The 12,618-nt window shown below is 46.6% G+C and carries 12 protein-coding genes; 5 read left to right on the top strand and 7 right to left on the bottom strand.

The genetic code is table 11. The features are described 5' to 3' along the window. Positions 1-20: 20 nt before the first annotated feature. The 4 genes from SG35_RS18325 to SG35_RS18310 all read right to left on the bottom strand — a co-directional run bounded on the left by SG35_RS18325 (position 21) and on the right by SG35_RS18310 (position 2,966). Positions 21-419, bottom strand: a complete 399-nt coding sequence (locus SG35_RS18325) for a DUF2069 domain-containing protein (protein ID WP_044836409.1) — start codon at positions 417-419, stop codon at positions 21-23. Between the two features lie 27 nt (positions 420-446). After that, a complete protein-coding gene (arsC, locus tag SG35_RS18320; protein ID WP_044836410.1) occupies positions 447-788 on the bottom strand; it encodes an arsenate reductase (glutaredoxin) in 342 nt (113 codons plus the stop codon). A gap of 95 nt (positions 789-883) precedes the next feature. Continuing rightward, positions 884-2,332: a beta-barrel assembly-enhancing protease gene (bepA, locus tag SG35_RS18315; protein WP_053043503.1), complete on the bottom strand. Its 1,449-nt coding sequence runs from the start codon at positions 2,330-2,332 to the stop codon at positions 884-886. Positions 2,333-2,345: 13 nt separating this feature from the next. Further along, positions 2,346-2,966, bottom strand: coding sequence for a hypothetical protein (locus tag SG35_RS18310; RefSeq protein ID WP_274055142.1), 621 nt, complete (start codon positions 2,964-2,966; stop codon positions 2,346-2,348). Positions 2,967-3,077: 111 nt separating this feature from the next. Between SG35_RS18310 and SG35_RS18305 the strand changes: the two genes are divergently transcribed. Both SG35_RS18305 and SG35_RS18300 read left to right on the top strand, forming a co-directional pair. Then, positions 3,078-3,299, top strand: coding sequence for a sulfurtransferase TusA family protein (locus SG35_RS18305; RefSeq protein ID WP_044836011.1), 222 nt, complete (start codon positions 3,078-3,080; stop codon positions 3,297-3,299). Positions 3,300-3,307: 8 nt separating this feature from the next. Next, a complete protein-coding gene (locus SG35_RS18300) occupies positions 3,308-4,381 on the top strand; it encodes an AI-2E family transporter (protein WP_044836012.1) in 1,074 nt (357 codons plus the stop codon). Between the two features lie 70 nt (positions 4,382-4,451). On the opposite strand, the gene SG35_RS18295 is transcribed toward SG35_RS18300, so the two are convergent. Beyond that, positions 4,452-7,700: a collagenase gene (locus SG35_RS18295; protein WP_053043450.1), complete on the bottom strand. Its 3,249-nt coding sequence runs from the start codon at positions 7,698-7,700 to the stop codon at positions 4,452-4,454. A 446-nt stretch (positions 7,701-8,146) separates the two neighbouring features. On the opposite strand from SG35_RS18295, the gene SG35_RS18290 reads away from it, so the two are divergent. After that, a complete protein-coding gene (locus SG35_RS18290) occupies positions 8,147-9,025 on the top strand; it encodes a helix-turn-helix domain-containing protein (protein WP_044836046.1) in 879 nt (292 codons plus the stop codon). A 167-nt stretch (positions 9,026-9,192) separates the two neighbouring features. Here the strand turns inward: SG35_RS18290 and bcp are convergent, their stop codons facing one another. Further along, positions 9,193-9,663 (bottom strand): thioredoxin-dependent thiol peroxidase, encoded by a 471-nt coding sequence (gene bcp / locus SG35_RS18285; RefSeq protein ID WP_044836013.1) that lies wholly within the window; start codon positions 9,661-9,663, stop codon positions 9,193-9,195. A 43-nt stretch (positions 9,664-9,706) separates the two neighbouring features. After that, a complete protein-coding gene (locus SG35_RS18280) occupies positions 9,707-10,234 on the bottom strand; it encodes a glycine cleavage system transcriptional repressor (protein ID WP_044836014.1) in 528 nt (175 codons plus the stop codon). 263 nt (positions 10,235-10,497) lie between these two features. On the opposite strand from SG35_RS18280, the gene dapA reads away from it, so the two are divergent. Then, positions 10,498-11,400 (top strand): 4-hydroxy-tetrahydrodipicolinate synthase, encoded by a 903-nt coding sequence (dapA, locus tag SG35_RS18275; RefSeq protein WP_236702719.1) that lies wholly within the window; start codon positions 10,498-10,500, stop codon positions 11,398-11,400. Beyond that, complete coding sequence (gene bamC / locus SG35_RS18270) at positions 11,400-12,485, top strand: outer membrane protein assembly factor BamC (protein WP_044836015.1); 1,086 nt, start codon at positions 11,400-11,402, stop codon at positions 12,483-12,485. The genes dapA and bamC overlap by 1 nt, the downstream gene beginning before the upstream one ends. The last annotated feature ends 133 nt before the right edge of the window (positions 12,486-12,618 follow it).

Genomic DNA, 12,618 nt, shown 5'->3' with positions numbered 1-12,618 from the left:
ACTAAAAACAAGCTAAAGGGTTATTCTTGTTCTTTTTTCTTCCTGATGCTCAGACCTAATTCCTGACCGCGATATTTGGCATAATAGCTGCCGCCAAGAAACATCATAGTGGCAAAGATAAACTCCAGTGCCGCCCACAGCATATCTTCGGGGGAAACCCATAAGGTGGTCAAGCTGTGCAGATAATAGATCATGACAATAAAGTTCGACCAGGCATAGGTATACGGATTACCCTGCAATAAGCCTTTCATGGGAAAAAGCAGGGGCAGGGTAAACATCACCAGGGATAATGTCGGACTTAATCCCTGGCTGGGGTTTAATACCACCAGCCACAGGGGCATCAGCACCAGTAATGAAAAATAGCCGCTAAGGGCTATTTTTTTCAACGTTGGGGTTGAAAACCTTTGTTGTTTCTTCATCGTGTTGTAAACAAACCTAAGGCCTTTTTAAGGCAGCAGCGCCAGTACGTTTTCAGGAGGTCTGCCGATCACCGCCTTATCGTTTGCCACGACAATCGGACGCTCGATCAGTTTAGGGGTGGCCGCCATCGCCGCAACTAAGGTCGCTTCGTCGGCGCCTTTAAGGTTTTGCTCTTTAAATTCCGCTTCCTTGGTGCGCATCATCTCAATGGCAGGCACCGACAGCAGGGCCATCAGCTCTTTGATCTGCACTTCGGTTAACGGGGTTTTCAGGTATTCGACAATATTGACCTCTGCCTTGGCGTCTTCGATCAGGGCTAAGGTTTGTCTGCTTTTTGAACAGCGAGGGTTATGGTAAATCGTTAACATTTAATTTTTATCTCTTGGTTTTGCAATAAATATGTTTATGGCTATATAACACGCCATTATGACATAAAGGTTAATTCGTTAATATATCCGGATGATTATAAGCGTTTCAGGCTGTTTTCCTGCTCCTGGAACTGCAATACCCTGGCCTTGATGCGTTTTTGTACCAAAGGTTTGCCGTCGGCAAATTCATAACCGGTTTGCAGCTCATCGATGGCCCGCTGGTAATTACCCAGCAGTGCCAGGGTTTCGGCGCGGTTAACATGCATTAAGGCGGTTTTTCCGTGTCGGCGGTAGACTGAGGTTAGCAGGTCATAGGCGAGGAAGTTGTCCGGTTTCACCAACAGGAAGTCATTGAGAATATCGGCCGCCTGCTGATATTTTTTCGCCTCCATTAACAGGTTGGCATAGTTGAGCGCCACCACCTGGTTGTTGGGCATTAACAGGTTTAATTCCGATAACATCTTGATGCCTTGCTTAAACTCTTTCAGCTGGATATAAACATCGCTGAGGGTGTCGGCATAAAACAAATTGGTTTTATCTTGCTTAAATAACCGGGTAAGGATAGTTTTTGCCTGCTGGTATTGCTTGTCTTCGAAATAAGAAAGCGCCAGGGCGTATTCGGCGGCGGGCTTTAATTTGTACCTGGATTTTTCAATCAGGTAGTTAAAGTGTTTGATATTATCCTTAGGATTACCTTCATACCTGGCCTGGATCCTTGCCTTGGCCAGTTCAAAGCTGAGCTTAGGAGCCTGGGGGTTCGGGGCAAAGTTCTGTGCCCTTAGCCTGGCATCCGAGATACGCGACTCCGGCAGGGGATGGGTTAACAGCATGGCCGGCGGCTTGCTTTTATAGCGGTACTGCTCGGCCATTTTGGCAAAAAATTGCGGCGCCGCCTGAGGATCAAAATCACTGTTGGCGAGCAGCGCGATACCGACGCGATCCGCTTCTTTTTCATTGCCGCGGGTATAGTTAATGCCCGCCTGTTGTTGGGCCGCCATGCTGGTGGAAAGCGCCGCCATACCTACCGTGGGATTGACCAGGGTTAACAATACGCCGGAGATCATGCCCGCGGTCGTTAACGGCTGGCTCCGGCTTTGGGACTCTAAGCGCCGGGCCAGATGCCTTTGGGTGACGTGGGAGATTTCATGGGCCAGTACCGAGGCCAGCTCGCTTTCGCTGTCGGCGGTGGTCAGCAAACCGCTGTGAACGCCGACATGGCCGCCAAAAAAGGCGAAAGCGTTAAGTTCTTTGTTGTTGATGAGAAAAAAGTCAAAAGGGTAGTTGACGTCGATGGCGTTTTTCACCAGCTGGTTGCCGAGATCGTTGATATATTCCATCAAAACCGGATCATTGATGATCGGCTGAGTGCCCCTGAGCTGACGTTTTAAGGCATCGCCTATTTGCTGCTCTTTATCCAGGGATAAAATACTGCCGCCGGCGGTACCGATTTCCGGCAGCCGGTTTTTATCGGTTTCTTCGCCGTTGGCAAGTCCGGTGAAAGCCGTCAGGCCGATTGCGATTAACAGGGGTTTTAATGTAAACAAAATAGTCTTCCGCTTAGTTGATGTCACGTATTTCATTGACCGTGTCGTTTGTTTTTTGCCGTTCAATATCACGGTAAAACTCGGCGATGCTAAAACCATCGACTTCTATGATATCAAAAGATCCCCTTAAAATATCAATGAGGTTCTCCACCCTCAAATAGGCATATTTGATTAATTCCAAATCGGCTTCATCGCCGTTATCCATAGAGTAAATAATAAAAGCCGGCAGGGAGTTAATACGAAATAACCGGCGCATGGTTTCCGGTATCCAGGCCAGGAACGGGCACCAGGGATTTTTCAGCAGGGTGGTGTCAAGGCGTTCCCCCTGAATCATCGGAAAGCAGTGCAACTCGTAACCCATTTCATTAAAAACATGCTTGAGACTGATCTGCGGTTTAATTTTTACCGCCGGTTTGCCGTCTTTATCGGTATAACCGCCGAGTAAATCCATATTCCAGGTGTCACGATTAAGCAGGTGTTTATATGAGCTGTCAAAACCATGGGTTAAGATGCCGTCAAGCTCGCCTACAGAAGAGGAGACCATATGATAAATAGCCGGCACTTCCCCCCAGTTGAGTTTACGTTTATTGGCATTAATCTCTTTAAGGGCGGGGGCTTTTAAAAATTCACTCATTGGGCTCTCGTACTGCTCACTAAATTCTTTATTAATAAGTACCATTAGATGATTGTAATCAATTGTCGCAAATTAGATAATTAAACAAAAGTGCTGTTTTAATTATTTCCTATGTTATATGAATACGATGCAACCGCTGATAAATGTCCTCTGCCTCTGGTTAAAATGCGTGTGATATTGAAAAAAATGCAACAAGGTGATGCATGTCTGATTCGCATCAGCGATAAAGGTTCGATAAAAGATATCCCTAAATTACTAAAAAAGCAGGGATATCCATATAATGTTCGCTATATAAGCAATGCTGTGCTCGAATTACACATTAAAAACAGGTAAGTAAGTTTATGGTTCAAATGTTCGCCGACTGGTATAAGCGCAAATTTTCCGATCCCCATGCCGTCACCCTGGCGGTGATCCTGATCGGCGCTTTTATGTTTATTTATTTTTTCAGTCATTTGCTGATGCCGGTGTTTGTTGCTATCGCCATTGCCTTTTTGCTTGATTTACCCGCGAATCAGTTAATGAAAGTCGGCTTTTCGCGAACCGGTGCGGTCACAACCGTGGTTTCCGGTTTTATCGGTTTCTCCCTGCTTGCCCTGTTGGGATTGATGCCGGTGATGTGGCAGCAAAGCAGCAACTTGTTGCAGGAAGTGCCGCAAATGATCACCCACGGGCAAAGTTATCTGTTGACCTTACCGGAGAAATATCCCGAATTTGTCCAGGCGGAGCAAATCGAAACGTTAATCAACCTGGTGAAGGAAAAACTGCTCGACTGGGGTCAGATAGTGCTGAAGGCATCGCTTAATTCGATATCGGATATTGTTGCCCTGATGATTTACCTGATCCTGGTGCCGCTGATGGTGTTTTTCTTTTTAAAAGACAAAGAAGAGCTGATGGCAGGTTTTGTTGTTTTCCTGCCGAAAGAGCGCCGTATGGCGAGCCAGGTCGGCCGGGAAATGAACCAGCAAATCATGAATTATATCCGGGGTAAGGTGATAGAAATTTTGATCATCGGCGCCGTCTCTACTGTGACCTTTATCTTTTTGGGGCTGGAGTATGCGGTTTTACTGGGGGTGCTGGTGGGTCTGTCGGTATTGGTGCCTTATGTCGGCGCAACTATCGTGACTTTTCCTGTGTTACTGGTGGCGCTGTTTCAGTGGGGGGCAAGCGCGCAATTTGGTTATGTGATGATCGCCTATGCCATTATCCAGGCACTGGACGGTAATTTGCTGGTACCGATTTTATTTTCCGAAGCGGTGAACCTGCACCCAGTTACCATTATTATTGCGGTGATTTTATTCGGCGGTTTATGGGGCTTTTGGGGGGTATTTTTTGCCATTCCGCTGGCTACCCTGGTCAAGGCGGTGATTAATGCCTGGTCCACCAGCCAGCAGGAAAGCATCGGCGAAAGTCGTTAATTTTAAGTGAAAAAAAGGGCCGAAACGGCCCTTTTTTAATCGCCTATAAAATGCAATGGCCGGCGATAACTTAAGGGGTGTAACTGGCCAGCAGCTTGATATCGGTATGATCGCTATAGCCGAGCAACATCACGTAATAAGTGCCCGTCTGGACATTGCCGATATTGCAAGTTTCATTACTGCCTACCTTCCAGGGGCGGCAATCATAATCGCTTTTAGTCGGCGCTGAGCCGAACTTGACATGCATATCAACATCGCCTGTGCCGCCGCTGGTGGCAAAACTTAAGTTAGTGGCGCCTGACGGCACTTGCAAAGTATAAATACTTTCCTGGTTTGCACTGCCGGACACCAGAGTGATCACGCCGTTTTCCAGGTTATTGCCATTGTTGGCGGCTGAAATCACCGCGTTGGTGCTGGTGCTTGCTGTTGCGCCTTCATTGTCAGTGACCGTTAAGGTAACGGTATAATTGCCGACGCCGGCATAGCTATGGCTGGGGTTAGCCGATGTGCTGCTGTTACCGTCGCCGAAGTCCCAGTGCCAGGCGGTCAGGGTGCCGTCGCTGTCGGATGAATTATTGCTGCTCATGGCTATGGGGCTATTGACGGCGGCGCTATAGGGACCATTGGTTAAAGCGACCGGGGCGGCATTGCTGCTGCCCAGGCTGTAATTGGCCACTAAGCTGACATCGTTAAAATCATTATAACCACGCAACATCACGTAGTAGGTGCCTGCCTGAATGTTTTCCATGGTGCAATGTTCAACATTGCCGCCTTTATAAGGACGACAGTCATAATTGTTGATATCGGGCGCTGAGCCGTATCTGACATACAGGTCGGCATCGCCGGTGCCGCCGCTGGTATCAAAGCTCAGCGCGGAGGCATTGGCCGGTACTTCCAGGGTAAAGTGCACTTCTTCCTGTGCTTTGCCGCTCACGCTTTTACTTACGCCGTTTTTCAGGACATTATCGGTGACCGGGCCGTCGTTTTGTATGTAACGGGCCAGTAAAGTGGCGTCGGTAAAGGCACTGTCGGCGCGGACATGGATATAATTCCAACCCGGTTGCACTTGCGGCACTAAAATGGTTTCGTCATTGCTGGGGCCGTTTGAGATATGATCATAGGTGGTATCGTTGGGACGGGCATCCCAACGGTGTAACAAGTTACCGTTGCCGCTGCCGTGGCGCATGGTGATCTCCAGGCTGACATTGATCAACCCTGACGGGACATATAAACCGATCTGCACCTGGTTATTGTTGCTGGCGTCTTCAAGGCAGATGGCCTGGCCGGCACTGATATCGCGGGATTCGCGTGCACGGCCAAGGGCACAGGCATTAATTCCTGTTTGCTCGTCTCCCTGGACATCATCGACATTTACAGGTTCTGCCGGCGAAGGAGGACGGGTATTATCGACGGTGCAGCCCGAAGATGTCACTGTTGGCAGCCAGTTGTTAAAGTCGCTGTCAAAGGTTTTATCGTTTATCCAGTTATCCACCATATTGCTTCGGTACGAGGCATAATCACCTTGTTTAAACGTCTCCAGCATATTAAAAAAGATACTGCTTTGGCGTTCGAACATATAACGGGAGGCAAGATAACCCCAGTCATAAATGCGGGTCTGGCCGACACCGTATTCGTTGGCTAAAATCGTGCTCAGCTCATACGTGCCGGCAGCCGCTTCACTTGCCGCGCCGTCGTTACAGTTGCGACGGGAAATATATTCGGCAATGCCTTCACCGTACCACACGGTTTTTCCGGCACCGTTGACATCGTGAAAATCCCCCTGGGTAATGAAACGGCCGTCCAAATAATGTATATATTCATGGCGCAGGTTCCAGATATCAAACACCGGGCGTGCCGGGACTTCTTCATAGGCGAAAAAGGTTGCCTGATCGCCGGCGGTACTTGGGTCACCTTCCAGATACAAACCGCCGTTGTCTGTGCTGGCACCAAATAATACCCCGCCATAAATACGCCACTCGACGGCATTATTAAAAACCACCATGCGCAAGGATTCATTATCGTCGGGGGTGACAGGTGTCCTGTTGGTTTTCATCGTGTCATGAAAGTAGTCTTCATGACTTTTTAATGAATTACAGGCCCATTCAAGTTGCTCCTGGTTCATGTCCTGTGCCCACATAAAGAGGGTGCCGGACGGGCAATTGATGCGGTCGTTTAAAACCGAGGCAATAATATCGTCTTTTTTATTGCAGACATTAAAGTCGCTGCATTTGCCCCGGTAATCGACGGCATTGAGTACCTGCAGATACGCCCGGCGTCCGGTATCGCTTTTGAGGGGACCGAAGGTATTGAATATTTTATTGACCTCGCCGGCCAGTGTTGCTTCGATAGCAGAAAAATGGCTGTCATTTTTACCGCTGTAGATATTGGCCAGCTGGTATCCCAGGTTGTGCAAATGATAATCGGCGGCGGGTTTGTCGAGCCAGGCAATATTATCGTGAATAAAGTTGGCCATTTTGCTGATCAGGGCGGTGCTGTGCTCATTGCTGCGGCAGTCGGCAAAACGGGCACAGGCACTGGGTATTCCCCAGGTTGCTTCGGCAAAGACATCTCCCCAGCCTTTGACACTGTCATAGGAGGCATCGTAGCGATTGAGCAGCTGGTGCACCACATCCATATAATGCTCACGGATACTGGCATTGTTCAAGTTGACAACGGCAAGCTCGATAACATCGGCATTCTCAGTGGTTTTATCATACATATGAGGGTTGCTGAACAGGGTGTCCATCGCCGCCTTGGTCGCCGCCTGATTCTCTGGTGTTAACAGCTCTCTGTTGCCGTAATAATAAAAGGCACGGATCCAATACTGCAGCGCTTTAAAGTAGTTGTCAGCATCTGTGCCGTTATAGCTGGCAGACTTTGCTTTAGTTTCATTGGCTACCGTGAGGATGTTGGCTTGTGTGAAGGTGCCCAAACGCACGGCTTGTGAGGCGTCGGTGAATAAGCGGCCGACACAATCAAACCCCTGATCTTTAATTTGTGCTAACAGAGCGTTGCCGGAGGTGATAAAGGCATTATCGTCACAACTGGCCTCGGCTGCCGTTGATAAAGCCGTGATGGCGGTTTTGTCTTGATTTGTTCTATGTTGGCTTTTGTTATTCTCGGCAAGTTTTATCGATACAGAGACATTATAGTGCTTTGCGGGCAAGGCCTGTGATGGAATAAAGCTGTTATGCTCAGCATGGGCGACTTGATCGGATGTTGTTGCAGCATCAATACCTCTTGCCGGGCTATTGGCGGCCAACACCGATGGCGTCAACGTGCTTATTAACAGTATGGATAATGTTTTTTTCATCATCATGATCTCATCCTCCCGGCCGGGGGATGACTAAACGTCTGTCTGATGCTGGATGGGGTGTGCATTTTCATTATTTGAATTCCTTTATCTTATTATTTTCGTGGTAAAGCATGTTTTATGTAAAAATGATCACCTTTAGTTTTTTAGTTGCCGTTTATAATGTGCAAACCGCAAGTATTTTAAAGATGTTTATTTAGCGGTAGTTTGTCATCAAATCGTAAACCTAGTTTGATATACAATATACCCGCTTCCATTTAAGCACTGGTTGACAGTGAATTCGTATTGTTTCCACGCAAAAAGTTATTAAAAACACGCTTTTTAAAGCTAAAAAGTGCGTATTTCCACCCGGGGTGAATCAGCGTCCTTATCGCCACAAAGGATTTTAGGTTGTTTTGTATACTGTATTCGGATAGCGTAAGGCGGATACTTTGCAAAAGGAATTCGTGCCGGTGGATTGGATCAATAGAATAAAAATCAATGAAAGCAGTCCCTTGCAAGCTCAGGGCTATGAAGACAGTTTTGGTTTCCAGCGACATAAACCGCAGTTAATGGCGACGAGCCACTGGCATGGTCATATTGAAATAAACTATTTATTTGATTGCTCGGCAGATTACTTAATCAATGGCAAAAAAATCAGTGTCCCGCAAGGGCGTATGATACTGTTCTGGGCCAGTATCCCGCATCAGATGATAGCAGCGCAGGGGGAGGGAGAGATGGTGAATATTTACATTCCCCTGCAAGCTTTTTTATCCTGGAAGTTTTCAAATCAGTTTATCAGTGAGATATTTTCCGGAGAAGTGCTGGTGGCGGAACGCTTGCATGATGGCGATCAAACCATGACCCGATTGTGGGAGCATGATCTGGCGACAAAAAATATCACTTTAGTGATGCAGGTGATAGATGAAATCAAAAACCGGATCCGGCGTATGTCCCTTGAGCCCTTTACTACCTTTGAACTTTCACAATCATTAAAAAAGCAGGGGAAAAAGTCTTTATCGGGAGGACTCTCCCATATCAGGGTGATCTTAAAATATATTGCCGATAACTATGATAAAAAAATCACCATAGACCAGGTTGCCCGGGAGACGGGACTACATCCTAATTATGCCATGAAGCTATTTCACCGTGTGATGAAAACGTCAATCAAACAATATATCAATAAGCTTCGTTTACAACATGCACAGGCCCTGCTGATAGATACCAATCATGCAGTATTGACTATTGCCATGGAAGCGGGTTTTGGCTCTATCAGCCGCTTTTATGATATCTTCCAGCGTGAACATAAGAGAACACCGCAGGAATTTCGCAATGAGTTCAGCAGCTCCTGAGACGGAGCCTGTCAGGAGTGGATTTAGGTTTTGCTGCTCGATATCAGTTGGCAATCGCAGCCCTGCCGCAAGCGGGCGGGGATAATGGAAAAGCGCAAATATCGGTTGATATCACTGGCTTTATTCTACCCCCGGGATGTTAAGACCTTAAGTGCCAAGCTGGTGGACTACTGAGCCTTTAACACTTCCAGTACCACTTCATGATGGGTCTTGGTTTTAAACTTGTTAAAGACGTGGCTGATTTTACCGTCAAGGCCGATTAAAAAGCTCAAGCGGTGGATGCCGTCATATTCTTTACCCATAAATTTCTTTAAGCCCCAAACGCCAAAGTCATCGGCGACTTTATGGTCAACATCAGAGAGCAGGGTGAAGTTAAGTTCGTCACGCTGGCAAAATTTCGCCAGGCGTTTTGGTTCATCCGGGCTGATGCCAAATACTTTAGTGTTTAATTTTTCCAGCTCGGTTTTAGAGTCTCTTAATCCCTGGGCCTGTACCGTACATCCCGGGGTCATGGCTTTAGGATAGAAATAGACCAGTACCTGTTGCTTGCCGATATAATCGCCAAGGCTAACGTTCTGGTCATTTTCATCTTTAAGGGTGAATAATGGCGCGCTATCGCCTACGTTCAGTGTGTTCATTATTTTTCTACTCTTGCTGTTAACGCTTAGTGGTGGCTAAGGATCATAATAAATTTGAAGTTACCTGTTTGATACAGCCCTGGACATCGATTTGCTCACAAAGCTGTAAAAACTCATTTTCCAGGGTGTTTATATCGGTGTTTTCTGTCAGGGCAAATAAAATATGCGCCCTCATATTATTGCTCAACGGATCTATTTCCGACTTTAGCGAGGAAATATCTATGTTACGGGTGGCAAAAAATGCTGTCATGGCTTTTAAGACCCCCGGCTGGTCAATACCGGCATATTCCGCCTGGTAATGGTGGGTAAAGTCCTGTGATTTGTAACCTGAGGTCCGTTTCATCATGGTAATTAAATCCAGGCTATGGGCAACCGCCGGTAATTTATTTTCAATTTGCACTATCGCGCGGTTATCGCCGTTGAGCAGCATGATAAAAGTAAATTCCAGGCCAAAGATTGCCATCCGACTGTCGAGAATATTACAGCCGCATTCACTCGCTAATTTAGTTAATTCACTAACGCAGCCGGTTCGATCCGCGCCCATAGCGGTTAAAACTAAATACTGGGACATGACATAGACCTGTTATTAAAAGAAAAAATTAATTGTAACCCATACATGTGTCTTAGCGCTAAAATTTTTCCCGCGACCGGGCTTGAAAAATAAAAGCTGGCGGATAATTCGTCTTTTTGGCTTTATTTTCGCCAGAGAAAAACAAGCCAGTGATGAATTGCCGGTGAAAATCTCGGTTTTAAGGCGTTATTGTTAATATTTATCTTAGTTGCCTTGTGTTTGTAAAATCAGCCAAGTACCATGGGGCGCAATTAAGGTTATGAATGAAAAAATTGATGTTTTCAGGCAGTATAGTCGCGTTAATTACCCCTTTTAACGGCGACGGTGAAATTGACTATGATGGTCTTGACAGGTTAATCCAATGGCATATTCAATCGGGTACTTCTGCGATTGTTATCGCCGGTACCACAGGGGAATCACCTACCCTGAGTGATGATGAAAAAGTTGCTTTGGCCAAAGCGGCGGTTGCTATTGCCGGGGGCCGGATAGATATTCTGGTGGGAAATGGCGGCAATAATACGCTGGCATGTGTGCGCTTGACCGAACGCTTAAATGATACCGGGATCCAGGGTTATTTAACGGTTACCCCGTTTTATAATAAACCTACACAGGCCGGTTTGCTGGCCCATTTTACCGCGATAGCCGGGGCAACGTCCTTGCCGGTGATCTTATATAATGTGCCGGGACGTACGTTATGCGATCTCAGTAATGAAATTGTGATCAAGTTATCGGAACTTAATAATGTTATCGCAATCAAAGACGCAACCGCAGATTTAACCCGGGTGGCTGAGTTGCTGGAAAAATGTCGGCAACCCTTTCATTTACTTAGCGGTGATGATGCCACTGCAGTCGCTTTTTGTCAGGCGGGGGGGCACGGGGTTATTTCCGTCACCGCCAATGTTGCGGCCAGAGAAATGGCAGCCGTGCATGCGGCCCTGGCATCGGGTGATATAAAAGAGGCGGTGTTGCTTGATAAGCAACTGGCAGGTTTACATGAAAATTTATTCATTGAATCAAGTCCTATGGCTGCTAAATGGGCATTATATTGTTTGAAGTTATTAGATAGTGCCCATTTACGTTTGCCCCTGGTTGACTTGTCGTCAACAGGTAAAAACTGTATTGAACAAACTTTAAAAGATTCTGGTTTATATCCGCAGGAGTGTTAATGAATCGTCGTGTATTTTATTTTTCTTTGCTTGGGCTGAGCCTGGCATCATGTAGTAGTGTCGATAACAAGCGGGCGGCGGGTGATTTTGACTATGCCGAAAAACAAGAAGCTGCTGTGATCACTATACCCGAAGGTTTAAAAAAACCAGCACAATATAACGATTTTTTTGTCTCTGATAAAATCAATCTTGATGGCCCTGTGGGCGTCGATGTCGATGTCAGGGCGCCGTCACTGGTATTACCCGTCGCCGCTTCTTCCCGTGTGGTCAATGATTCGGATAAAGCGATTATCTGGTTTGATAAAGTCGTGGAAGATAAAGATCTGGCGTTATTTATTTACAGCGCCATCGAAGAGCAGCTAAACGGCGATGAAGTTGCCCTGAATGTGGTGGATGCCGAGCAGAAAACCTTTGAGTCTGATTGGTATCACAGTGAAGTGGAGTCGGGTTTTTGGCCCTATAAAACAGTAGAGCAGTCAGAAAGCATGCGTTTTCGCTACCAGCTGGAAGCGAAACCTCACGGGCGCAGTGTTTCTTTAGTGGTTTCCCTGATTGATTATATGAAGACCGATCAGAGCGGTGGCACCAAGAGCATAGATCCCATTGACCAGCAAAGAGCTGAAATGGCGATGTTAAATGAGATTGTCGCCCAGGTAGATTATAAATACCGCTTGCAACAGAAAGAAAACCGCCTGATGCGGGCCACGCAGCAATTGGTGAGTATAGGTGAAAACCCTGAAGCTGAGCCGGCCTATATCGTTGAAATGAAAACCGATATGTTATGGGCGAACCTGCCGGCTTTCTTTAGCAAATATGGTTTTGATATTACCGATATGAATGAAGGCAAGAAAATTTATTTTGTCGATTTTGTTAAACCGGACAACAGTATTTGGGCGACTATCTGGGGAGATGATATCCCTGTGATTGATATTGATGAAGCCAAATATCGCTTTGAGCTGGCTGAAATTGAAGATAAAACTTCAGTGACCATCTATGACGCCGATGGAAACGTGTTGCCGCAGGCAACTTTGACGCACGTATATGATGTGATGGAAGAAGGTTTATCTTTTAGAACGCCTTTATAAGCTAAGCTTGCCATTCGCTGAAAAAACTTCGCTCCGGCGAAGTTTTTTTATATATGGGATATATGGTCAACTTACCTGTTCCAGACGTAAGTTAAGTACCTGCATCCATGCAGGCAATGATGGGATTACACGG

This window comes from Thalassomonas actiniarum (assembly GCF_000948975.2).
Classification (GTDB): domain Bacteria; phylum Pseudomonadota; class Gammaproteobacteria; order Enterobacterales; family Alteromonadaceae; genus Thalassomonas; species Thalassomonas actiniarum.
This window is presented reverse-complemented; position numbering and strand designations above follow the sequence as displayed.

Bases quoted from the DNA above. Each gene is read 5' to 3' on its own strand.
- SG35_RS18325 (WP_044836409.1), bottom strand. From the start codon at position 419: ATGAAGAAACAACAAAGGTTTTCAACCCCAACGTTGAAAAAAATAGCC.
- SG35_RS18310 (WP_274055142.1), bottom strand. From the start codon at position 2,966: ATGAGTGAATTTTTAAAAGCCCCCGCCCTTAAAGAGATTAATGCCAAT.
- SG35_RS18305 (WP_044836011.1), top strand. From the start codon at position 3,078: ATGTTATATGAATACGATGCAACCGCTGATAAATGTCCTCTGCCTCTG.
- SG35_RS18300 (WP_044836012.1), top strand. From the start codon at position 3,308: ATGGTTCAAATGTTCGCCGACTGGTATAAGCGCAAATTTTCCGATCCC.
- bcp (WP_044836013.1), bottom strand. From the start codon at position 9,663: ATGAACACACTGAACGTAGGCGATAGCGCGCCATTATTCACCCTTAAA.
- SG35_RS18280 (WP_044836014.1), bottom strand. From the start codon at position 10,234: ATGTCCCAGTATTTAGTTTTAACCGCTATGGGCGCGGATCGAACCGGC.
- bamC (WP_044836015.1), top strand. From the start codon at position 11,400: ATGAATCGTCGTGTATTTTATTTTTCTTTGCTTGGGCTGAGCCTGGCA.
- arsC (WP_044836410.1), bottom strand. From the start codon at position 788: ATGTTAACGATTTACCATAACCCTCGCTGTTCAAAAAGCAGACAAACC.
- SG35_RS18295 (WP_053043450.1), bottom strand. From the start codon at position 7,700: ATGATGATGAAAAAAACATTATCCATACTGTTAATAAGCACGTTGACG.
- dapA (WP_236702719.1), top strand. From the start codon at position 10,498: ATGAAAAAATTGATGTTTTCAGGCAGTATAGTCGCGTTAATTACCCCT.